Source organism: Ancylobacter radicis, from assembly GCF_018449475.1.
Lineage (GTDB): Bacteria > Pseudomonadota > Alphaproteobacteria > Rhizobiales > Xanthobacteraceae > Ancylobacter > Ancylobacter radicis.
Genome location: NZ_JAHCQH010000014.1, coordinates 91781 through 112496 on the forward strand (window position 1 = coordinate 91781; position 20716 = coordinate 112496).

The 20716-nt window shown below is 66.2% G+C and carries 33 protein-coding genes and 1 tRNA gene; 5 read left to right on the top strand and 29 right to left on the bottom strand.

The window, feature by feature from the left end; all coding sequences use genetic code 11:
• Positions 1 to 17 precede the first annotated feature (17 nt).
• The 3 genes from KIP89_RS03510 (at position 18) to KIP89_RS03520 (ending at position 2855) form a co-directional block, all read left to right on the top strand.
• Complete coding sequence (locus KIP89_RS03510; protein ID WP_213754028.1) at positions 18 to 395, top strand: Mth938-like domain-containing protein; 378 nt, start codon at positions 18 to 20, stop codon at positions 393 to 395.
• A gap of 17 nt (positions 396 to 412) precedes the next feature.
• Positions 413 to 1264 carry a phytoene/squalene synthase family protein gene (locus tag KIP89_RS03515; RefSeq protein ID WP_213754029.1) on the top strand — a complete coding sequence of 284 codons (852 nt, stop codon included), beginning with the start codon at positions 413 to 415 and terminating at the stop codon, positions 1262 to 1264.
• A gap of 91 nt (positions 1265 to 1355) precedes the next feature.
• Positions 1356 to 2855: a phosphomannomutase/phosphoglucomutase gene (locus KIP89_RS03520; RefSeq protein WP_213754030.1), complete on the top strand. Its 1500-nt coding sequence runs from the start codon at positions 1356 to 1358 to the stop codon at positions 2853 to 2855.
• Between the two features lie 82 nt (positions 2856 to 2937).
• Here the strand turns inward: KIP89_RS03520 and KIP89_RS03525 are convergent, their stop codons facing one another.
• The 4 genes from KIP89_RS03525 to KIP89_RS03540 form a co-directional block, all read right to left on the bottom strand.
• Positions 2938 to 3333 (bottom strand): hypothetical protein, encoded by a 396-nt coding sequence (locus tag KIP89_RS03525; protein WP_213754031.1) that lies wholly within the window; start codon positions 3331 to 3333, stop codon positions 2938 to 2940.
• Positions 3333 to 4181: a 3-deoxy-8-phosphooctulonate synthase gene (kdsA, locus tag KIP89_RS03530; RefSeq protein WP_213754032.1), complete on the bottom strand. Its 849-nt coding sequence runs from the start codon at positions 4179 to 4181 to the stop codon at positions 3333 to 3335. The genes KIP89_RS03525 and kdsA overlap by 1 nt, the downstream gene beginning before the upstream one ends.
• Before the next feature lie 29 nt (positions 4182 to 4210).
• A complete protein-coding gene (locus KIP89_RS03535) occupies positions 4211 to 5221 on the bottom strand; it encodes a KpsF/GutQ family sugar-phosphate isomerase (RefSeq protein WP_213754033.1) in 1011 nt (336 codons plus the stop codon).
• A gap of 145 nt (positions 5222 to 5366) precedes the next feature.
• Positions 5367 to 6791: a mannose-1-phosphate guanylyltransferase/mannose-6-phosphate isomerase gene (locus tag KIP89_RS03540; RefSeq protein WP_213754034.1), complete on the bottom strand. Its 1425-nt coding sequence runs from the start codon at positions 6789 to 6791 to the stop codon at positions 5367 to 5369.
• 268 nt (positions 6792 to 7059) lie between these two features.
• Here KIP89_RS03540 and KIP89_RS03545 point away from each other — a divergent pair, with 268 nt between their 5' ends.
• Positions 7060 to 8172, top strand: a complete 1113-nt coding sequence (locus tag KIP89_RS03545) for an AI-2E family transporter (protein ID WP_213754035.1) — start codon at positions 7060 to 7062, stop codon at positions 8170 to 8172.
• A 137-nt stretch (positions 8173 to 8309) separates the two neighbouring features.
• Positions 8310 to 8386, top strand: a tRNA-Asp gene (locus tag KIP89_RS03550).
• A gap of 1263 nt (positions 8387 to 9649) precedes the next feature.
• Here KIP89_RS03550 and KIP89_RS03555 read toward each other — a convergent pair.
• The 25 genes from KIP89_RS03555 to KIP89_RS03675 form a co-directional block, all read right to left on the bottom strand.
• A complete protein-coding gene (locus KIP89_RS03555) occupies positions 9650 to 9919 on the bottom strand; it encodes a hypothetical protein (RefSeq protein ID WP_213754036.1) in 270 nt (89 codons plus the stop codon).
• On the bottom strand, positions 9916 to 10380 hold the full coding sequence (locus KIP89_RS03560) for a hypothetical protein (protein ID WP_213754037.1): 465 nt from the start codon (positions 10378 to 10380) through the stop codon (positions 9916 to 9918). Before KIP89_RS03560 ends, KIP89_RS03555 begins: the two co-directional genes overlap by 4 nt.
• A gap of 2 nt (positions 10381 to 10382) precedes the next feature.
• Positions 10383 to 10886, bottom strand: a complete 504-nt coding sequence (locus KIP89_RS03565) for a hypothetical protein (protein WP_213754038.1) — start codon at positions 10884 to 10886, stop codon at positions 10383 to 10385.
• A complete protein-coding gene (locus KIP89_RS03570; protein WP_213754039.1) occupies positions 10883 to 11914 on the bottom strand; it encodes a DNA cytosine methyltransferase in 1032 nt (343 codons plus the stop codon). Before KIP89_RS03570 ends, KIP89_RS03565 begins: the two co-directional genes overlap by 4 nt.
• Complete coding sequence (locus KIP89_RS03575) at positions 11911 to 12597, bottom strand: hypothetical protein (protein ID WP_213754040.1); 687 nt, start codon at positions 12595 to 12597, stop codon at positions 11911 to 11913. Before KIP89_RS03575 ends, KIP89_RS03570 begins: the two co-directional genes overlap by 4 nt.
• Positions 12590 to 12829 carry a hypothetical protein gene (locus KIP89_RS03580; RefSeq protein ID WP_213754041.1) on the bottom strand — a complete coding sequence of 80 codons (240 nt, stop codon included), beginning with the start codon at positions 12827 to 12829 and terminating at the stop codon, positions 12590 to 12592. Before KIP89_RS03580 ends, KIP89_RS03575 begins: the two co-directional genes overlap by 8 nt.
• Positions 12826 to 12972 carry a hypothetical protein gene (locus KIP89_RS03585; RefSeq protein ID WP_213754042.1) on the bottom strand — a complete coding sequence of 49 codons (147 nt, stop codon included), beginning with the start codon at positions 12970 to 12972 and terminating at the stop codon, positions 12826 to 12828. The genes KIP89_RS03580 and KIP89_RS03585 overlap by 4 nt, the downstream gene beginning before the upstream one ends.
• Positions 12969 to 13334 carry an HNH endonuclease gene (locus KIP89_RS03590; RefSeq protein ID WP_213754043.1) on the bottom strand — a complete coding sequence of 122 codons (366 nt, stop codon included), beginning with the start codon at positions 13332 to 13334 and terminating at the stop codon, positions 12969 to 12971. The genes KIP89_RS03585 and KIP89_RS03590 overlap by 4 nt, the downstream gene beginning before the upstream one ends.
• A complete protein-coding gene (locus KIP89_RS03595) occupies positions 13324 to 14391 on the bottom strand; it encodes a DUF5131 family protein (RefSeq protein WP_213754044.1) in 1068 nt (355 codons plus the stop codon). The genes KIP89_RS03590 and KIP89_RS03595 overlap by 11 nt, the downstream gene beginning before the upstream one ends.
• Entirely contained in the window at positions 14384 to 15007 is a 624-nt protein-coding gene (locus KIP89_RS03600; protein ID WP_213754045.1) for a DUF1643 domain-containing protein, read from the bottom strand. The genes KIP89_RS03595 and KIP89_RS03600 overlap by 8 nt, the downstream gene beginning before the upstream one ends.
• Positions 15000 to 15245 carry a hypothetical protein gene (locus KIP89_RS03605; protein ID WP_213754046.1) on the bottom strand — a complete coding sequence of 82 codons (246 nt, stop codon included), beginning with the start codon at positions 15243 to 15245 and terminating at the stop codon, positions 15000 to 15002. The genes KIP89_RS03600 and KIP89_RS03605 overlap by 8 nt, the downstream gene beginning before the upstream one ends.
• Positions 15238 to 15807, bottom strand: coding sequence for a sulfotransferase family protein (locus KIP89_RS03610; RefSeq protein ID WP_213754047.1), 570 nt, complete (start codon positions 15805 to 15807; stop codon positions 15238 to 15240). The genes KIP89_RS03605 and KIP89_RS03610 overlap by 8 nt, the downstream gene beginning before the upstream one ends.
• Positions 15800 to 16162, bottom strand: a complete 363-nt coding sequence (locus KIP89_RS03615) for a hypothetical protein (protein WP_213754048.1) — start codon at positions 16160 to 16162, stop codon at positions 15800 to 15802. Before KIP89_RS03615 ends, KIP89_RS03610 begins: the two co-directional genes overlap by 8 nt.
• Entirely contained in the window at positions 16155 to 16997 is an 843-nt protein-coding gene (locus tag KIP89_RS03620; protein WP_213754049.1) for a hypothetical protein, read from the bottom strand. Before KIP89_RS03620 ends, KIP89_RS03615 begins: the two co-directional genes overlap by 8 nt.
• A 47-nt stretch (positions 16998 to 17044) precedes the next feature.
• Positions 17045 to 17587 (bottom strand): hypothetical protein, encoded by a 543-nt coding sequence (locus tag KIP89_RS03625; RefSeq protein ID WP_213754050.1) that lies wholly within the window; start codon positions 17585 to 17587, stop codon positions 17045 to 17047.
• Positions 17584 to 18198: a hypothetical protein gene (locus KIP89_RS03630; RefSeq protein ID WP_213754051.1), complete on the bottom strand. Its 615-nt coding sequence runs from the start codon at positions 18196 to 18198 to the stop codon at positions 17584 to 17586. Before KIP89_RS03630 ends, KIP89_RS03625 begins: the two co-directional genes overlap by 4 nt.
• On the bottom strand, positions 18191 to 18403 hold the full coding sequence (locus tag KIP89_RS03635) for a hypothetical protein (RefSeq protein ID WP_213754052.1): 213 nt from the start codon (positions 18401 to 18403) through the stop codon (positions 18191 to 18193). The genes KIP89_RS03630 and KIP89_RS03635 overlap by 8 nt, the downstream gene beginning before the upstream one ends.
• A complete protein-coding gene (locus KIP89_RS03640) occupies positions 18403 to 18603 on the bottom strand; it encodes a hypothetical protein (RefSeq protein WP_213754053.1) in 201 nt (66 codons plus the stop codon). The genes KIP89_RS03635 and KIP89_RS03640 overlap by 1 nt, the downstream gene beginning before the upstream one ends.
• Before the next feature lie 3 nt (positions 18604 to 18606).
• Complete coding sequence (locus KIP89_RS03645; protein WP_213754054.1) at positions 18607 to 18915, bottom strand: hypothetical protein; 309 nt, start codon at positions 18913 to 18915, stop codon at positions 18607 to 18609.
• Position 18916: 1 nt separating this feature from the next.
• Positions 18917 to 19213, bottom strand: a complete 297-nt coding sequence (locus KIP89_RS03650) for a hypothetical protein (protein WP_213754055.1) — start codon at positions 19211 to 19213, stop codon at positions 18917 to 18919.
• Positions 19206 to 19373 carry a hypothetical protein gene (locus tag KIP89_RS03655; protein ID WP_213754056.1) on the bottom strand — a complete coding sequence of 56 codons (168 nt, stop codon included), beginning with the start codon at positions 19371 to 19373 and terminating at the stop codon, positions 19206 to 19208. The genes KIP89_RS03650 and KIP89_RS03655 overlap by 8 nt, the downstream gene beginning before the upstream one ends.
• Before the next feature lie 81 nt (positions 19374 to 19454).
• Positions 19455 to 19844: a ProQ/FINO family protein gene (locus tag KIP89_RS03660; RefSeq protein ID WP_213754057.1), complete on the bottom strand. Its 390-nt coding sequence runs from the start codon at positions 19842 to 19844 to the stop codon at positions 19455 to 19457.
• Positions 19834 to 20067: a hypothetical protein gene (locus KIP89_RS03665; protein WP_213754058.1), complete on the bottom strand. Its 234-nt coding sequence runs from the start codon at positions 20065 to 20067 to the stop codon at positions 19834 to 19836. Before KIP89_RS03665 ends, KIP89_RS03660 begins: the two co-directional genes overlap by 11 nt.
• Positions 20064 to 20321 (bottom strand): ribbon-helix-helix domain-containing protein, encoded by a 258-nt coding sequence (locus KIP89_RS03670; RefSeq protein WP_250152179.1) that lies wholly within the window; start codon positions 20319 to 20321, stop codon positions 20064 to 20066. The genes KIP89_RS03665 and KIP89_RS03670 overlap by 4 nt, the downstream gene beginning before the upstream one ends.
• Positions 20322 to 20330: 9 nt before the next feature.
• Positions 20331 to 20687, bottom strand: coding sequence for a helix-turn-helix domain-containing protein (locus tag KIP89_RS03675; protein ID WP_213754059.1), 357 nt, complete (start codon positions 20685 to 20687; stop codon positions 20331 to 20333).
• Between the last annotated feature and the right edge of the window lie 29 nt (positions 20688 to 20716).

Consider the following 20716-nt stretch of genomic DNA (forward strand, 5'->3'; position numbering starts at 1 on the left):
GCAGATGGAGGTCGATCATGGCGAGTCCCGACGCCCATCTGCCGCGACAGGTGCCGATCGACGGCTATGGGCGGGGTGCCTTCCACTTCGCCGGCATGGCCTCCGCCGGCTCGATCCTGGCGCTGCCGTCCGGCATCCATGCCTGGGCGCCGGGCGCGCCGGCCGACATCGACGCCGCGTCCCTGCGGCTGGTTTTCGAGCAGGCCGGCGTGATCGAACTTCTGCTGATCGGAACGGGTCTCGATCCCTGGGCGGTGCCGGAGGCGCTGCGCTGGCAGCTGCGGGACGCCGGCATTGGCGTCGATGCCATGCCGACACGCGGGGCGGCCTCCACCTATAATGTGCTGCTGGCCGAGGGGCGGCCGGTAGCGGCGGCGCTCCTCGCGCTGCCCTGAGCGGTGGCGGCGGGACGATGGGCGAGGCCAATACGGATTACTGCATGGCGCTGGTGCGCGGTTTCGACCGGGATCGCTATATCGCCGACCTGTACGCGCCGGCCGATCTGCGCGGCGCACTGTTTGCCCTGCACGCCTTCAACATCGAGATCGCCCGTGTGCGCGAGGCGATCAGCAACCCGATGGCGGGCGAGGTACGCCTGCAATGGTGGAGCGACGCCCTGATTGGCGAGGCGCGGGGCGATGTCCGCGCGAACCCCGTCGCGGACGCGCTGCTTGAGGCGGTCGAGCGTCACCGTCTTCCGCGCGAAACCTTCTTCGCGCTGCTCGATGCCCGCATCTTCGATCTCTATGACGACCCGATGCCGTCGGTGAATGATCTGGAAGGCTATGCCGGGGAAACCTCCTCCGCGCTGATCCAGCTCGCCGGCATCATCCTCACCGGCGCGGCGGATCGGCGCCTCGCCGATGCGGCGGGCCATGCCGGCGTCGCCTATGCGGTGACGGGCCTGCTGCGGTCATTTCCGATCCATGCGCGGCGTGGCCAGTGCTATGTGCCGCTCGACATCCTCGCCGCGCATGGGCTGAGCCGGGACGATGCCGTCTCCGGTCGGGTCAGTCCTGGCCTGCGGGCGGCGCTGGCGGATATGCGCAACCTTGCGCTCGAACATTATGAGCGGGCGCTGGCGAGCCTCTCCGGTGCCAATCCGGTGCTGTTGCCGGCCTTCCTGCCGCTCGTGCTCGTGCCGGGCGACCTGAAGCGCATGTCGCAAACGCATGACCCCTTCATCGAAGTGCCGGCAATGCCGCCTATAATACGTATCTGGCGCCTGTGGAGAGGGGCAGGCGCCCTGCGCCGGGCTTTCTGATTCCGCTATGGCCCGACGTGGGTGGGCATGAATCATGCTAGCGAGCATGTGTTCGAACCGCACCTTTTCCACCTCTGAGACAGGAGTGCCGATGTTCCCGCTGCCCCAGGCTTCGATCCAGCCGAACACCTACGCCTATGAGACCGTCCCGCTCGTCAAGCCGACGGGCTTTCGCGAATATGACGCGCGCTGGCTGTTTGGCAGCGAAATCAATCTCATGGGCGTGCAGGCGCTCGGCCTCGGCCTCGGGACGCTGATTCATGAGCTGGGCATTCGCCCGGAGATCGTCACCGGGCATGATTTCCGTGGCTACTCCTCCTCGATCAAGCAGGCGCTGACCCTCGGCCTGATGGCCGCCGGCATCAAGGTGCACGACATCGGCCTGGCCTTGTCGCCGATGGCCTATTTCGCGCAGTTCGCGCTCGACATTCCCTGCGTCGCGATGGTGACCGCCTCGCATAATGACAATGGCTGGACCGGCGTGAAGATGGGCGTCAACCGTCCCATGACCTTCGGTCCGGACGAGATGAGCCGGCTCAAGGAAATCGTGCTCAGCGGCGCCGGCACGCCGCGCGAGGGCGGCAGCTACGTCTATGTCGAGAATTTCCCGGAGGTCTATATCAAGGACCTCACGGATCGTCCCAAGCTGAAGAACAAGATCAAGGCCGTGGTCGCCTGCGGCAATGGCACGGCGGGCGCCTTCGCGCCGCGCATCCTGGAGGCGCTGGGCGTCGAGGTGGTGCCGCTCGATACCGAGCTGGACCACAGCTTCCCGAAATACAACCCGAACCCGGAAGACATGGAGATGCTGCACGCCATGCGCGATGCGGTGCTCGCCTCCGGTGCCGATGTCGGCCTCGGCTTCGACGGCGATGGCGACCGCTGCGGCGTGGTCGACGACCATGGCGAGGAGATCTTTGCCGACAAGGTCGGCGTGATGCTCGCCCGCGACCTCTCGGCCATTTACCCGGAAGCGCAGTTCGTGGTGGATGTGAAGTCCACCGGCCTGTTCGTCACCGATCCGGTGCTGATCGCCAATGGCGCCAAGACCGACTACTGGAAGACCGGCCATTCCTATATGAAGCGCCGCGTCAATGAGAGTGGCGCGCTGGTCGGCTTCGAGAAGTCGGGCCACTACTTCTTCAACAAGCCGATCGGGCGCGGCTATGATGACGGCCTGGTCTCGGCCATCGCCATTCTCGACATGCTCGACCGCAACCCCGGCAAGAAGCTGTCCGAACTCAAGGACGCGCTGCCCAAGACCTGGTCGTCGCCGACCATGTCGCCGCATTGCGCCGATGAGAAGAAGTACGGCGTCGTCGCCGCCGTGGTGAAGCACTTCGAGGATCTGGCCGCCAGCGGCGGGAAGATCGACGGCCAGGCGATCCGTGACATCGTCACCGTGAACGGCGTGCGCGTGACGGCGGAGGACGGTTCCTGGGGTCTGGTGCGCGCCTCCTCGAACAAGCCGGAACTGGTCGTCGTCGTCGAGAGCCCGGTCTCCGAGGCCCGTATGTACGACATGTTCAAGCTGGTGGACGGCGTGCTGCGCACCCACCCGGAAGTCGGCGCCTACAATCAGAGCCTCTGACGCATCGGGCCTTTCGCCTGTCGCATGACAAACGCCGCGGAGCTTTCGGGCTGCCGCGGCGTTTTCGTCTCTGGCCGGGGCTTCAGCGCACGGCCAGCAGGCGCCGGGCGAGCGAGCCGGCGATGAGCCCCAATGCGGCGCCAACGGCTCCAGCGGCGAATTGCGCCAGTTCCGCGTTGCGCGTGGGGGTAAAGCCCTGCGCGGTTTCCAATGCACCCGCGAGCGCGATCAGCAGCAGCGTAGCGATCAGCCTGTGACGCGGCGAGGCGATGCCGAGCGTCAGCAGGAGGCCCGTGCCGGCATAGGCGATGGCGTGTTCGAGATTCTTGCCGGCGCTCGTGCGTTCGACCACGTCGGCCGGCAGCAGCGAGAGCAGCGGCAGCGCGATAAGGCACGCGAGCGCGCTAAGGCGCGCCAGCGTTTCGATCCATCGCGGCAGGGCAGGGGAGCGGGGGAGCAACCGGTCCGCAGGCGCCATCAGGCGCCCGGTGCCTTCGCCACGGCGTCAAACGCCTGAAGGCGGGCGATGAGTGCCTCGAACTGGTTCAGCGGCACCATGTTCGGCCCGTCGGAGGGCGCCTTGTCCGGGTCCGGGTGAGTCTCGATGAACAGGCCGGCGACGCCGACCGCCACCGCCGCCCGCGCCAGCACCGGCACGAATTCGCGCTGGCCGCCGGAGGAGGTGCCCTGTCCGCCCGGCTGCTGCACCGAATGGGTGGCGTCGAAGATCACCGGGGCGCCGGTCTGCTCGGCCATGATCGGCAGCGAGCGCATGTCGGTGACCAGCGTGTTGTAGCCGAAGGAGGCGCCGCGCTCGGTCACCAGCACGTTCGGGTTGCCGCTCTCGGTGAGCTTGGCGACGACGTTCTTCATGTCCCAAGGGGCGAGGAACTGGCCCTTCTTCACATTGACCACCTTGCCGGTCGCGGCGGCGGCGATCAGCAGGTCGGTCTGGCGGCACAGGAAGGCGGGGATCTGCAGCACGTCGACCACCTCAGCCAGCGGCGCGCACTGGTCGTCATCATGCACGTCGGTCAGCACCGGCATACCGTAGCGTTCGCGAATCTCCGCGAAAATCGGCAGCGCCGCCTTCATCCCGATGCCGCGCGCGCCCTTGATCGAGGTGCGGTTGGCCTTGTCGAAGGAGGTCTTGAACACCACGCCGATGCCGCGGCGCGTGGCTATCTCCTTGATGGCGGCGGCGCATTCGAGCGCGTGCTCGCGGCTCTCCATCTGGCACGGGCCGGCGATCAGCGCGATCGGCAGATCATTGCCGAAGCGCACCTCGCCGAGGGTGACGATGGCATTGGCGGAAACGCCGCTCATGGGAAGTCCTCGCGGAAGGGCGGGCGGGGTCAGATGACGCCGGCGCGCAGGAGATCGTGAATGTGCAGGATGCCGACGGGCACGCCCTCGCGCACCGCGAAGAGCACGGTGATCTGCGTGCGGCTCATGCGGCCCAGCGCGGCGCTGGCCAGTTCATCCGGCGCGACGGTGAGCGGGGATGCCGTCATCACCGTCTCGACCGGATGGCTCAGCAGGTCGCCGCTCATGTGGCGGCGCAGGTCGCCGTCGGTCACGATGCCGACGAGGCGGCCATTGACGTCGACAACGCCGCAGCAGCCGAAGCGCTTGCCGGTGATTTCGATCAGCGCGGCGCTCATCGGCGTGCCCAGCGTGACGAGCGGCACGCTGTCTTCGCCATGCATGAGGTCGGCGACCTTCAGCAGGCGCGCGCCGAGCTTGCCGCCGGGGTGGAAGACACGGAAATCGGACGCCGAGAAGCCGCGCCGTTCCAGCAGCGTGACGGCCAGCGCGTCGCCCGCGGCGAGCTGGAGCAGGGTGGAGGTGGTGGGCGCGAGCCCGTTCGGGCAGGCTTCCTCGACCTTGGGAAGCGCCAGCACGACATCGGCGGCGCGCCCGAGCGTGCTCTCGGCGTTGCAGGTGATGGCGATCAGCGGCACTGCGAAGCGGCGCGCATAATGCACGATGTCGCTCAGCTCGGCCGTCTCGCCGGACCAGGAGAGGGCGAGCAGCACGTCGTCCGGGGTGACCATGCCGAGATCGCCATGGCTCGCCTCGGCGGCGTGCATGAACAGGGAGGGCGTGCCGGTGGAGGCGAGCGTCGCGGCGAGCTTGCGGCCGATATGCCCGCTCTTGCCCATGCCGGTGACGATGACGCGGCCGCGCGCGGCCTCGATGGTGCGGATGGCTCGTTCCATGCCATCGCCGAGCGCGCCATCAATGGCATCGACCAGGGCGGCAAGGCCCGTCGCCTCGATCACAAGGGTACGCCGGACGCTATCGCGCAGCGTTTCGTCCCGCAGGGACGTCGGAATGGCGGGGGTTGTCTCCGTCTGGGCCATGCCCACAGCGATACTCCCTTCATCGCGCGGCCGGCAATGCCGCCGGTCTGTGCCGGCGGCTCGACGCCACGGCAGGGCTGAATAAGCGCCCTTGCCCGTCGATGCAATGGAGGGGGCCAGCGGACGTGCCGCCGGCCGGGCCGCCTCAGCTGCGGTTATAGACGTCTTCGAGGCGGACGATATCGTCCTCGCCGAGATAGGAACCAGTCTGGACCTCGATCAGTTCGAGCGGGATCTTGCCGGGGTTGGCGAGGCGATGCACGCCGCCGAGCGGCAGATAGGTCGATTCGTTCTCGCGCACCTCGAACACCCGGCCGTCCAGCGTGACCTCGGCGGTGCCCTTCACCACGATCCAGTGTTCGGCGCGGTGATAGTGCTTCTGCAGCGACAGCCGCCCGCCCGGCTCGACCACGATCTTCTTCACATGGAAGCGTTCGCCGCGGCAGATGGTCTGGTAGGTGCCCCAGGGACGGTGCGCCTTCAGATGTTCGCTGGCTGCGTTGTGGCGGTCGCTCTTGAGCTTGGCGACAAGCGCCTTGACGTCCTGCGAGCGCGACGCGGGCATCACCAGCACCGCGTCTTCCGTGGCCACCACGGCGAGGTTGTCGACACCCACCGTCGCCACCAGAGGGCCGTCGGTGTGGATGTAGTTGTTGGTCGAATCGAGCAGCGTCACCGGTCCGTGCGTCACGTTGCCGGCCGCATCGCCCGGCTCCAGCGCGCGCAGCGCATCCCAGCTGCCGATGTCGGACCAGCGGAACTTGCCCTCCACGACGGCGGCGCGGGTCGTCTTTTCCATCACCGCATAGTCGATGGATTTGGCCGGCGAGTCGGCGAACGCCTTGGCGTCGAGCCGGATGAAGCCGAGATCCTCGACCGAGAGCTCAACCGCCTCGCGCACCGCCGCGACGATGGCCGGCTCGAAACGCTCGGCCTCCTCGATCAGCAGGCTGGCCGGGAACAGGAAATTGCCGGAGTTCCAGAGGTAGCCTTCCGCGAGATAACGCGCGGCGGTCACCGTGTCCGGCTTCTCGACGAAGGCGTCGACCTTGCGGGCCTCGGACGTGCCGGCGGCGCTGCCGGGGCGGATATAGCCATAGGCCGTGCTCGGCTCGGTCGGGGTGATGCCGAAGGTGACGATGTGCCCATCGCTCGCGGCGCGTCCGGCCGCACGGCAGGCGTCGACGAACAGCGCCTCGTCCAGCACCACATGGTCGGCGGCGAGCGCCAGGACCAGACAGCCCTCGCCGGCGAGGCGCTGGGCGACCATGGCGGCGGCGAGCAGCGCCGGGCCCGAATCGCGGCGCGTGGGCTCCAGCACGACGGTGGTGTCGATGCCGATATCCTGCGCCTGACGGCGGGCGAAGAAGCGGAAGTCCTCATGGGTCAGCACGATCGGCGCGCTGAACAGCGAGCGGTCGGAAACCCGCTTCAACGTATCCTGGTACAGCGTGTTTGTGCCGTGCAGCGACTGGAACTGCTTCGGCAGGCTATCTCGCGATACCGGCCAAAGTCGCGTCCCCGAACCGCCCGCCAGGATCACGGGAACGATAGAAGCAGGACTAAGCATCAAGAAATCTCCTCGCGGGGAGAATACGCGCACATGCCGCACATCCACAGGCGGGCCCCCCGACCCTTTGTGCGGTGCAGAATGCCTGAAACGCCAAAATTGTCCACGCCACACGCTTGGGTATCGACACACCGTACGAGCATCTGGCCACGCGGCGTTGAGCCACGCCGCTTTGAGCCACGCGGCTTGCTGCACGGAACCGGCGGTGCCGCCGCACGTTTCACGCTGGCGGCACTGTGCCGTCAGGCGGGGCCAAGGAATTATGCGGATGTTGCGGGGCAATGAAGAGGCCGGCGTGGTGCCGGTCGCGGTCGTCGGCACGCCGGCCGTCCTTGAGCGGAGCGAGCGTCTGTGGCGCCGCGCGACGCAGGTCGCCATCATCACCACCGCCGTCGTTGCTCTCGGTGTCACCATGGCGGTCGCGCGGCCGGTTCTGGTGCCCATCGTGGCGGCCGTCATCATCGGCAGCGTCATCGGGCCGGCGATCGAAGCGATAGCGCGACGCGGCATCCCCACGCCACTCGCCTCGATTCTCATCGTGGCCATGCTGGTTGCGGGCATTTATGGCCTTGCCGTCATGCTCGCCGCGCCCTTGGCCGAGTGGACCGCGCGGGCGCCCGAGATCGGCGGCATTCTCCAGCAAAGATTCGCCAGCTTGCAGCCGATGCTGCGCAGCATCGCCTCTTTCGTCGAATCGATCGAATCCATGGGCAGGGTCGCCGCGCCGCCGATGAAGGTTGCCATTGCCGATTCGCGCATGCTGGAGAGCGCGCTCGGCCTGGTGACGCCGGTCATCGGCCAGTTCATCCTTTTCGTCGGATCCTTGCTGTTCTTTCTGGCGGGCCGGATTCAGATCAAACGACGTGTGGTGCAGGCCATGGGCCTGCGGACCACGCGCCTTGCCGCCCTGCGCGTGTTTCGCGAGATCGAGCAGCGGCTCGGCGCCTATCTGGTTACGGCGACCTTCATCAATATCGGCCTCGGCATCGCCACGGGTCTCACGACATGGGCCATCGGCCTGCCCAATCCGCCCCTCTGGGGGGCTCTGGCCTGCATGCTCAATTACATTCCCTATGTCGGGCCCGCGGTAATGACGCTCATCCTGGCCATGGCCGGGATCGTCACCTTCCCCACGATCGTGCATGGCCTGCTGCCGGCGGCGGCCTTTCTCACCATCACCAGTGTGGAAGGGCAGTTCTTGACGCCGTTCATCATCGGGCGTCGGGTCGCGCTCAACCCCTTCGCCGTGTTCCTTTCCATGGCGCTCTGGACCTGGCTGTGGGGACCGGCGGGGACCTTTCTCTCCGTGCCGTTGCTGATCGCCGGAATGGCGCTGGCCGATAGCGCCTTCAGCAAGCGTCGCCCCCAATTGCCGGGGTAGGCACATCCGACGCCGACAGAAGGGCGGAGGTTCTGCGCATATTGCCCTGTGGATGAATGCGGCCCTGCTTGACACCCGGCGGGGCCTGCCTTAACACCCGCCCCACTCGACGCGAGGCCAACACCCGGCCGGTCGTTGGGGGTGTAGCTCAGTTGGTTAGAGCGCCGGCCTGTCACGCCGGAGGTCGCGGGTTCGAGCCCCGTCACTCCCGCCAGTCTTTTCAAAGACTTGCGACGATTTCCCCGAAAGACGTGACACTGATCCGACCGGCGCCGTGACACTTTCCGTGCCGGTTTGTTCACGGATGCGCGCTCGTCCGACCTCTCGCGCCTCATCCACCTGCCGCACAGTTGCGACGTGGACAGGGTTGTACGTCTTTTGCAGCCGGGTCGAAGCGGCGAGGGTGTTTGCCATTTTGGACGAGACGCTGCCGGCGCTTGCCCCTCCGGCGAAGGCCTCGACAGTGCCGGATCGCCGCATGTCGGCCAGCTGCCGCGATTCCTCGGCGCCGAACACCTCGTCCCTGATCGCGCGGAAGTCCTTGCCCAGCTTGTCTTTGCTGTAGGGCACTGGCCGGTATCGACGGCCGCCCTTTTCGGTGGGCTCGATATGGCGGGTGCGGAAGATGGCGGCGTTGTCGAGCACCTCGAATCCGAGGCTTGCGAGATAGGCGTCGAGCAGAGCTTCGGACCAGCGCGTAAGGGTGCCAGCTGCAGATTGACCGGTCTTGGCTCTCTCCAGCGCGAAATATCCGCCTCCAACATCGCGGCGGCGCTGCGCTGGCGTGAGCGTGCGCACATCGACCGGAGAGAGCTGGCTGTCCCACGCGACAGCGATGCAGACCGCAAGGCCTCTGTAGCCTCGGCGCCAAGCGCGCTGCACCAGCAGCTTCACCTCATGATCCGTCCAGACAGCCGAACGCGGCGCCGGGGCCGTGTTTGCCGTCGCCAGCGAGGGATCTCGGTTGAGCTCGCAATAGCCCATCACCGCCATCTTCTTCCAAAGCGCTCGCCACACCTTGATCGTTCGGAAAGCCTCGCTCTCCGATACCTTCTCGGCGATCCGTGCCCGGAAGGCTTGCATTTCCTCAGGCTGAACGGTCCTCGGATCAATGTCGCCAAAGACAGGTCCGACCCATCTCCATGCGCGATTCCAATCGTCACGGCTTGCACGCTCGGCCGTCCAGGCAATGTTCTTCGCCTTCCGCTCTTGCGCGCGAAGGGCCAACGCACGAGAGAAACCGTCACCTATGCTGCCGGCCGGGTATCGTGCCGTTGACCCGATCGGCTCGGCTCCGCGTCGCGCTCGATCCCAGTCTGCGTTCAGGGTCAGCGCCCGCAGCCGGTCAGCGTCCGTGAGCTCTCGCCCGAATGTCACCAGCCGGAAGCCGTAGCGCTTCATGGTCGCGGTGGGACGCCAGCGCCATCTGCCCTGCACAAACACCAGATAGCGGATCTTATCGGACCCCACGGCGCGCTCACAGATTGGCGATGCGGCTGAGCGCAACATCGCGAGAGTCGCGCGCCGGCTGCGGCCCCGTCAAGCCGGACCGGCTGTCCATCCAGGCGTCGATTGCCTTCAGGTCATACATGCCTGTAGTCGGATCCGGCCGCGGGAAGCCCCGCGCGTGGAGTTCCGTCAGCTTCCGCTCGAAATCGGCCATGGTGAGGTGCAGGCGACGCGCGGCTTTCTCGGCGGGCACGTCGCGGGGATCGACGCTATATCGAACAGACGGCGCTCGGATCACAGGCCGGCCTCCCTGCGGCAGAAGTGGACTATGCCTGTCAGGACAGCCACGGCCTCGTGTTCGGCCGTCTGGGCCTCTCTCAGGCCAACTGACGCGGCATAAAGGCGGGAGGCGACCACCAGCGGGTCGATATTGTGATCGATCCACCAGCCCTCCTCGCCATGCTGGTGCTGCGCGCCTCGGCTCTGGGTATGGAACCAGGGGCTCAGCGGCACCGTCCATTTGTCGTCAGGCTTGATCCCGATGCCGGTGATCGGTTTGTGGAACTGTGCGTTGGCATAACGGATGTGGGCGGCCTCGCCAGACGGGTTGAGCCCGCCGATGATGCACGGCAGTTGCCGGATCAGGGCAAGGTGCGCCGGATCCTCGAGTCGAGCCCGGAGGTTGGCAGGCCGGCTCTGCTTGCTGGACTTGTCCTTCTTCAGGGCCGGGCGGATTCCCGTATCAATGCGAAAGCCCATGATCACCGTCCCGCATAGAGGCTGAGGGCCGCGCCGCCGCGGCGATCCGAGCGAGGGCGACGTACCGGGATGAAATCGTCGGAGGGCGTGGGGTAGGGCGTTCCGTCGGGGGCTTGGTTGGCGAGAGACAGCAGCACGTCGCCGATGCACGGCCAGCCGATAGGTGGCCAGTCGGCCAGATCTCGCCCGGCCAGCTTCGTCTTGATCTCCACGATGCCGGGAGGGACATAGAGTTGGCGGCGGACCTCGACCGGCACCATGAAGTACCAGCTGACATCGTTGACCAACTCGCCAGTGATCCACCGGCGGTACATGTGCGCCAGCATCCACGACTTGTGCTTCCGATCATCGAGGTAAAGGGATCGAAGCAAGCCGATATAGGGGTGCGAGATGTCGAAAGGCGGCCACCATGGGCTCGCCTTGTCCACCCTGATGGCACGTTTCGGGATGATGGTCTCACCGGTGGCGGACCGTTTGATCTGGACGCGGCAGGGGCCCGTCGTCATTCCGCCGCCTCCCGAAACTCGGCCGGCTTTGCCCGCCGGCGCGGGGCCTCGTCGGCCATGATCGCGCCGACGCAGGCCTTCATCTTCGCCACGCTCACGGCATTGCCGATCTGCTTGATCTGCTCGGTCTTCGTGCCGGCGAATTCATAGGTGTACTCATCGGTGTTGAAGCCCATGGCGGCGGCGAGTTCGTGTGGCTCCAGCATGCGGAACAGGATGTCGTAGCGGCGCCCGTCCACCTCGCCCGAGACGAGGTTCACCCGGCCGCTGGCGCAGATGGTCGGCGCCGGCTCGGCGAGGTCGTGCACGCGCGGGGCCTGCCCCTCGCGCTCGCCGCCCTTGGCCGTAGTGAGCGTCGGAATCGGCTGCGCGACATCGCGCGCCGTGGCGCCGCCGCCCGATTGGGTGACCGGCACGACCAGCCCGAAACGGTCCTTCGTGGTGACGGTCGGCAGAGGTTCATCCTGCGAGCCCGCGACCACCGAGGCGCCGTAATAGGACATGACCAGCGCATGGGCGCCGCCGGCGCCGCCGGTTGTCTGGGTCGGCATCGGCTCATCGACCGAGCGCGGGGCGCCGCCCGAGGCCTGCGACAGGATGAAGGGCTCCACCAGCATCGGCCGCGCGCAGCCGGGGTGCTCGCTTGCCGCCGCGCCGCCGGTCGTGATGGTCGGCAAGGGTTGATCCGCCGAGCGGATGAAGCGAAGCGAGACGGCAAACTCCCCGTGGAATCGCTCACGGGCGTCGCGGAAGAACTCCTGCCGCACGCCGAGCGGCAGCACGATCAGGGCCCGCCCGCCGACCCGAGCCTTAAGCAAGCGGCAGAGCTCGATCTGCGTCGATGTCTTGTGCAGGCCGAAGCTGGCGAAGATCGCGCGGCAACCTCCGGCGGCGGCCCACTGGACGATGGCCCGGGTGAAGGGCTTCAGATCGGGGTTGATCTGATCGAGCGGCACCGAGATCCCGTTGGCCGGCGCCACCTTCATCTTGGATTCGAGGAACTGACGATAAGAGGAGGGCGCGTTCATGCTGCCTTCTCCATCGCGTCGATGTTCTGCTGATGGACGACGAATGTGTAGGCGGCGACCCACGGGTTGGCGTCCCAGGAGCCGGCGCCGTTGATGCTGTCCCAGAGCTCAAGCCACGCGTCGAAGCCGCGCTGAACAGGCTTGAAGTCGTAGATGCTTGATGCCAGCCCCTCGGCGCAGATGTCGCCGAGGGTGATGTCCCGCACGCGCTGCACCCGCACGTCGGTGACGATCAGCGTCAGGCGGGAGGCGGCACGGGGCATGAATCGACCGAGGCGCTTGTGCCATGCGGGCGTGGCCAAATCGTCCGGGTGGCGCCCTTTCCGGTAGATCGGCGGGGCTTCGAACTGGATCACGTCATCGTCGGGAACGAAGCGCCACTTCTGTCGACCGCCCTTGCGGGTGACCGCGCCGTGAACCGGCTCCCAACGGCCGCGCTGGAAATAGCTCTCCCGGACCCAGAGACGGTCGCCGGGCTGGATCGGCAGATAGTCCTTTGCGAGTTCACCGACATCGGCCTCGTCACGGCAGAGCGTTCCGCCGGCCCGCCCCTTAACGTGCCACCAGCCAGTGGAGGTCTGCTCTATTGCGGGGACGCCATTGAGCCGCCGCGTCTGCGTCTTCGTGCCGGCTAGGAGGGCGCGCACCATCGGTGCACTGAACAGGATGGGGCGGTCAGCCATGGGGAGGCAGCCTTGCTGCGCGGCGCTCTATCACCGACCAGATCTTCTCGGCGGTGGCGTCATTGGCGCGAATGAAAAAGCGAAATGGATCTTGGCTAAAGATGACCCATGCATTGCGGTCGCCATGCAGAATGACGCCGGCTGCTTCAAGCTCATGCATGTCGATGCCGAGCATGATCCTGAGCCGGTTGCGGAAGTCGTCCATCGCGGCCGCCGAGGTCGCTGCGCTCATGGCTTCGGCTCCCGCTTGGCGCGCAGGGCGGCGCGGTTGGTCTGATAGCTGTCGACCACCTTGGCGAGGTAGTCGCCGACCTCGCGCGGGGCCCACATCGCCCAAATGACGACGATGGTCAGCACTCCCCCGAGGGCGGTCATGACCGCACCTCGGGCAGGGCATTGTGCTCGACACCGTCGAGCAGCCGGCCGGTTTCCGGGCAGCGAGGCCGATTCCGCAGGTGGAGCGCGTTGTGCTCCGACTTCGTCATGAGGTGCAGGTTCTCGATACGGTTGTCGGTCTTATCCTCATTGAGGTGGTGCAAAACTTCACCACGGCCCGGCCGTGGCCGCCCGGCGGCGCACCAGACGACAAGGTGCTCGTAGGCCCATCCATTTGGGTCAGCGAGCGGATGGCTACGGCCTACGCGGACCTTCACATGCCCTGTCGAGCCGACCCGGCTTCCGGGCTTCCAACGATGTTGGCGCGAGGCCGTCACATGATGCCCGTGCTTACCGCGCATGGGGCATCTCCCTGATCATGAGATCGTCAGGGATTGCCGGCATGCTGGACTTCAGCCTGCCTTGGGTCTGCTTCATGAAAAAGGCGGTGCCAGCTGTCCTGCACTGGTCCCGTATTGATCGGGCGGCGGCGTAGAACCCTTCCCAAACTCGGGCGTTCGGGCCGCTCTCACCGCCCGCTATGACGAGGTTGAGTTTGCTACCCAGATCAGTGGGGCAAACCGCCATGTGCTGCGGTGTATGGACGATAAGCCCCCGGAGAGCGTCGATCTCGCTTTCGTCTCCATGGGCGATCCGGTCGAACCTGATCGCACCGAGCAGCGGCTCGGCAGAGACGAAGCGGATGGCGGCGGGGGTGGCGAGCAGATCCGGCACCCGCTCATCGGCGCGGCGCTGATCCTCCGTCGACACGCCGAGCCAGACATTCGGGAGGGGCCGGCGCGGCCATGCTGGGCGCCCAATCAGAGAGCCCTCTGGAGTCCAGAACCGCTCGTGATCGAACAAGGGGTTCATGGTCACGTCGTCGATGGCCAGATTGATCCGGTCCCAGCGGTCGCTTGGCCGCTTTTCGGCGGGGATGTCGATGGTCTTGTCGCCACCCAAGTGGATCGACCGCGCAGGCGCGGGTTGCCACGTCTCGGCAAAATACTCCCGCATCCGGCCGCTGCGCTTGGTCAGCACCTGGTAGGTGTGCTGCGGCGAGAGCGCCATGACGGCGAAGGCGATGTCGATCCATTCGTCGGGGATGCTCTCATGGAACAGGTCGCTCATGGAGTTGACGAAGATCCGGCGCGGGCGGCGCCAGCGCAGCGGCTGGGTCAGGATGTGCTCGGGCGCGAGCGCGACCTTGCCGCTCCACACGGCGCCAGCTTTCGAGCCCTGCGTCGTGCCGGCATAATGCGAGCCGGGCTGCATCCGCTCGATCCGCGCCGCCATGCCCATCGCATAGCAATTGGTGCAGCCGGGCGAGACGAGGCTGCACCCGACGACCGGATTCCACGTCGCACCTGGAGAGCCGTCCGGCCCTCGCGTCCATTCGATGCCGGTGCGGTCAGCCATGCGCATACACTCCAATGTGCGGGCGGAAGAGGCTCGGCGCGGCGTCGCCTGCGACATAGAGGGGGTGGCGGGGGTGTCCGTCCTTCGTGAGGCCGAGGGCATGCCTCGCCCGCGCTCCGAGCCAACCCAGCGCCGTCTCGTCCTGGCCGAGATGGGCGCCGTGCGCGCCCCATGCGCAGATGATCGTGCCAACCGGATGCCCGCCGAACAGCACAGCATCGAATGCCTCCCGATTCCGGGGGCCGACGGGATCATCATTGTGCGTGAGGGCGAGCAGGGCCTGAGGATCGGTCGCCCGATGGGCGAACAGGTTGATTACCTCCAGCCGGTCATATCCCCATGCGCGGGCGAAGCCGACGCAGCGACGGATGGTCGGGTCATCATCATTCCCATCGGCCGTCGACGGGTTGAGCATGATGAAGATGCAGGCCTTCGGCTCCCCGATCTGCTGGCCCGCGCCATCGACGACCGGCGTGCCGTCGTCTTCGGCCCACATATCCCACTGAGCCGGAAGAGGGTGCAGGCGCCACTCGCGCCACAGGCGGTAGCGGTAGCGCCCGCACGGAGAGATGTCGGCGCCCTTGGCGATGTAGGTGATGCCGGTGCGGTCAGCCATGGTTGGCTCCCGAGCGACGATGCTCTCCGCACCAGCTCGACGGGAACACCTGCGGCCAGGTGGAGCCATGTGGCGGGTATCGGCGGCACGCGCCGAAATTGGAGTGCCGCTGCCAATAGAGGCAGTTCTCGCAGCGGGTCGGGTCCATCTTTTCCCGCTCGCGGAACGCAGCCATGTCCTGTTCCATGGGCGAGGGGCGTTTGACCCAGGCGATGAGCTTGGTGAGGACGTCAGCCATTGAGCGCCTTCCGCATGAGACGGGCTTCGATGATGAGGTCGGGGGCGCAGGCTGTGTGCCGGCGGATGACGGCGGCCGAGGCCTTGCCGATGTCGAGGTGGCCGAGGAAGTCCCGGATGCGCGCCGCTTCGATGATGGGAGCGGCAAGGATCCGCTCGAAGGTCATCGGCAGGACGGGACCAAGCCGGTCCACGATCTGGCGTGCCTTGACCGTGTCCGAGCGTATGCCCGATGCCAAGGCACGGACCTGGGCACGGGTGGCCTTTAGCCCGAGCAGCTTGAACTGTGAGCGGGCTTGCTCGATCGGATCGCGCTCAAGCCAGATCGTGCGGGCGCGCATCAACGGCGGCAGCTTCGCAAGCGTCGGGTCGATCCATTTGATCGCAACGCCCCGGAAGGGCTCAAGGTCTGCCATCATCACCTTGCCGGGCCGAAGGGGTGTGCGGTCCTCATAGGCCGGCGGCACATCACCAACCGGGAAGCCGCCACGGTCAAGCATGGTCATGACCATGGTGGTCCCGCAGCGACCCAGCCCCGCGACGAAGATGAAGGGCTTATCCATGGCGGGCCTCCGCCAGGGAGATGAGGGCGTTCAGCACGGCAACCACCAGCGCCTTGCCGGGCGTCGGGGCTTGCCCGCCGGCTTCGTCGAGCCGATCGCAGTGATTGGCATCGAGCCGATTGATGAAGGCCCAACCGTCAAAAAGGGTGGTACGGCCACAGCGCCAGTACCAGCCCGGAAGCATGGCTTCCTTGAACGCGACGGCGGCATCGACGCCCTCGCGGCCGAGTGTGGCGTTCTGGGCCAGCATGACGTGATCGCCGAAGGCTTCGATAGCGACAGCGTCCGCGCCGCCGATGTAGCCGCCGGCGGCAACGATGTCGCGGAAGTGGCGAAGGGTGACGGCATCAGCCATGGGGCGCCTCCATCTTCCAGATCCGAAGGGAGGCGGCGACTATCAAGAGGTCGGCCAGATCGTTCTCGTTGAGAGGAAGCCCAAATGCTTTAACGCCACAGACAATTCGTTCGATCCGGCATGGGTAGTCCTCAAACACCCGAGAAACATCAAGCGCAGGAAGATGGCGCAGAAGGTCGCCATAGAGGACTGCAGCTTCGTCCGTGGTGATCTCGGGGTGGTCTTTGATCATCCCCGCCATCACAGCCGCACTTCTCTGGCTGGACTTGTCGTCCGGCGTCGTTCCACGGGGATGGGCGCTGCCGAGGCGCTCGGCATAGGAGCGAACCGATTCGGCCAGTTGGCGGGAAAGAGCGGCAAGATCGACATAAGGTGCCGAGGGGATGGCGGCGTTGCCTTCGCGTGCCATGCGGGTGGCGTCTTCTAGGCCTTCGGCAATCTTGATGAACGCTGTCCCCTTGCCACTCTCAGCAGCCGGTTTTTGCAGCGGGGCGGATTGGCCTGCGCATGACCAGACGCCCGCCTCCGCAAGCGCAACAAGCGCGTTCAAACAGGCGAGGACAATGGCTTCGCCGCGAGAGGAGGCGTAGCCGCTTGCCGAGCTTTCGTCGGGCGCTTTGGAAGACAACGGAGACTGCGTCAAGTGAGCATAGCCACCCGCCGCCGTTTCTCCGGACGAGAGAACCCACCCAGAGAGTGCAGGCCTTATGAGCCGCACCGCCGCTCTGTACCCTTTGGGGCCGATGCGTGTGGTCGCAATCTCGGCATCGCGGGCCCCAGCGACGCCGAACACGGCAACCGCATCCGGATCGTTGGCCGGGATGAAGCTGTCCATCGCCAGCCGGTCCCTGAGCCTGTGGAGAGGCGTCTTACCTACAAGCATCACGCGGCCTCGTTGTTCTGGTAGAAGCGCGCCCGGATATTTTGCAGGTCGGCCTCGGTGAGGTGGCGGTCGACGACCTGTTGCGGTTTGATCGCCCGGCCGACCGCTTCGAAGAACCCGCCGGCCTGCGCGCATTCGGCGCCCGTGGCATCACGCAGGGCCTTGCCGTTCGGCAGGACGAGGTTGAGCAGCACCACAGCGCGAAGGTCGGCCTTCATCCGCTCATAGGCGGCGGCGGTGCGCGCGGCCGATTCCTCGCGGGTGCGGCGGACAAGAGCGGCTGCCGGCGCAGTGCGTGGGCCGCTCATGCGCTCGATCTTGTCCTGTGCCGGGCCGGTGCGGACGAAGGCGGCAGTTGCCGGCGTCTCGGTGCGAACGGTCCACGTCGCCGCCATGCGCTCGAAATAGTCGATGGCGAGCATGTCGAAATAGGCGGGATCGGTCTTCATGTGGGCGACGAAGGCGTCTTGCGCTTCCTTGCGCGAGCCTTCGGCCGTCTCCAGCATCGTCGAGCGGAACACGTCGAAAAGGGGCTTGGTCACAGCAGCGCCTCCAGTCCTTGGGCTTCCAGTTCCTGAAGAATCTTGATGGCGGCAGATCTGGCCGATGTGCGGTCGCGGCTCCGCTTACGATGCGTCTCTAGGTTCGCATCGCGCTTGATCTTCTGGAGCAGCAGAATTCTGGCGCGATTTGCTGCATAATTATTGCGCTTGCGCTGCCTGTGCGCCTCTGGGTCGCGATCACGCCGCCTTTTCTGTATAGAGCGACGATACGCGAGATACTCGGGATCAGTCTTGCGTATAGAATAGCGGTTTCGCTCAAGTTGCCGGCGGCGATCCGCGTATTCATGTTTTTTATGTAATTTATATTCAGATTTGCAAGTTTCACTGCATGTCACTGCCAAACCATGGCAGTCAGCAAGGCTATTACCGCATATTTGGCACTTCTTATTTGCCTTGATGACGCCACTAGTACGTCTCTTATAAATTCTGTCCCGCTCCTGATGCGCTGCTTTGTTTCTTGACCTATATCGTAAAACGCTTTCTTGCTGGCGTTTCCGCGCGCACGGGTCGCCACAGACTATAGACCTCTTGGCTCTATGCCCAATATTTGCCCCGCAGATGACGCAGGTCCGTTCCGTAACTTCAGCCATGACGAGCCTCGTGCCGTCCGGCGCACAGGGCTTCGACATTGCGCGCATTGGCGGCGAGGGCCACGGCTTCGTGCCGATGGTTGGCGACCTCGCGCTCGTCATAGCCGGCGCCCAGCAACAGCAGCGCCGTGTCGCGATCGTTGGTCAGGTCGACCGAGGATTGGGCGAGGGTGATCGCCATGGCCTTCACCAGGGGCGTTTCCATCACTTGGGCCTCTTGCCGTCGACGATGACGCAGGTGACCTGCGGCTCACCAATGAGGGTGAAGCGAAAGCCGATGCCCTTGCGGATCGAGCAGACGGCGCTCTCCGCCGCCTGCGTCGTGACCTGCTCGAGGGTGTGCTCGGGGCCCCAGGTATCGTTGACCTCGACATCGAGGGTGAGCTTGACGCGTGCGGTGGCCATGGCTCAGGCCTCCCGCGTCGCAAACTGGTGCAGAGTGTTGTCCTGCCGCTCGCCGTCGAGGGGGAAGCGGTACGGGTAGACCGCGTCCATGGCGATGGCCCGCAGGACATCCGGCCGCTCGCCGCGATCGATGCCGTCGATGATCTGGATCAGCGCCGTCGATTCCCGGCTCACGGCCTCGAAATAGCGGGAGGTCTGGAGCCGCGCCCGGCGATTGGCTCGCGCGTCGTAAGCGGCCAGGCCGATCGCGGTGACGGCCATGGCAACGACCAGCACGAGCAGCGCGAGGGCGAGGGTGTCGGTGTTCGACATGTCACACCCCTCCCGGCACATAGATGCAGATGGTCGGCGCCGTGGTGACACCGCCATGCATGCAGCGATGCATGGCGCCATCGCCTGACGGCCGGACCTTCGGTGAGTTGAACGGCACCACCTCCCCGGTGGGCGCGACTTCGTAGCCATTGGGCGAGGCCGTGACCTCGCCGGGCTCGACCGGCCGGCAGTCCTGGCCGGAGCAGCAGGCCATGTCATAGGACCAACCACCGGGCGCCTGATGGGCGGCCGCCGGCAGGGAGGAGAGGCACGCGAGGGCCAGAAGCGCCTTACGCATGGGGCACCTTTCCGGGGTGATCGCCGTAGGGGGCGGCGTGGGGATCGGGGAAATCGTCCTGTGCGCATGAGCGCCGGCCACAGACGAAGCCGAGAACGAAGAAGGTGGCGCCGACGGCCAGCCAGATCAGCAGCGTCCAGACCGCGGAGGAGAGGGACATCACAGCGCCCCCGTGAACACACCGGACCAGACGCCGACGGCGGCCAGGAACAGCCCGAGCGCGCCAAGGGCGGCGGATTCCTCAAGCAACGCTTGCAGCATGGGGAGCCTCCCTCGGGGAGTTGCGGGCGTCGATGTCGCGCAGGGTCTGCGCGGCGATCACGGCTTCCTCGGTAGTGACGACACCTTCGGGCCATCCATCGAGGTCGATGCGGTGGGCGCCGGCGACGAGGGCGCGCAGATAGGTGCGGCCCGTGGTGTAATCGTGCAGCGCATCGGCCATCTTGCGGGCCGATAGATCGGGCGCGGCGATGCGCAAGTCCTGATAGATGCCTACCTTGAGCGGGATCTTTCGTTCGCCCTTGGGCATGAAGGTGCGAGGGAAGCGTTCCACCAGCACTTCGCGGGTGGCTTCCGCGCGCAGCCAGCGATTGCGCCGGGCCACACGGCCTTTCTTCGACCTAGCCGACATGGGACGCCTCCGAGGGAGGCGCATGGTGATCAAAGCCGCGGCGCCGGAAGGCGTTTGCCTCGTTGCGCAAGCGAGCCACGAGAGCGCGCAGCTTCTCGAGGTTGTCCTCCTGCGGCTTGATCAGCCGCGCATAGGTGTCGGCCAGGGCATCGAGTTCGCCAGCCACCTGATATTCATGCGTATCGGCGAGCGAGGCCGGCGCGAGATTGAGGGCGGTGTTCACCGGGCACCTCCGTTCTGCAGGTGCCGCAGCACATGAAGGCGGAGCGCCGAGGAGAGATTGGCGTTGGCCCGCATGTTGTCGATCTGGGCGACCAGGTCGGAGACCGTCCGCTTCTCGGCAGTGGCGATGCTCTTGAGCGCGGCCCAGAATTCGTCTTCCAGCGACACGCTGGTCTTGTGCCCGGCGATGACGACGGACCGTTTGACCACGGCGTGACACAGGGCGGGCGCGGCTAGGGACGTGGTGGACGACATGGTGCGCTCCTAGATGAAGGCTCGGGACACGCTCTCGACGGCGCGGACCGCGCCAATGCGAGGGGCTCCCGGGGGCATCTGCTGAATGATGGCGGCCGCGCGCTGGGCGTGGACGTCGACGATCGCGGGGGAGGGCATCTTCCCGGTAAGCATCCAGTCGGTTGAGACGCCCAGGACCTCGGCGAAGACCATCATCACGCCGGCGGAGAGGCGGTTCTCGCCCAGCTCGTAGCGACGGACCTGATCTTTGGTCAGGCCAGCACAGGCGCCGAGCTTGCGCTGGCTCAGCTTTGCGGCTGTCCGCGCCTGACGAAGGCGGGAGCCAATCTGCACGTCCAGTGCTCGCAGGATCTCGTCGATGGACATGGAACGGGCCTCGAAAGAGAAGACGGCCG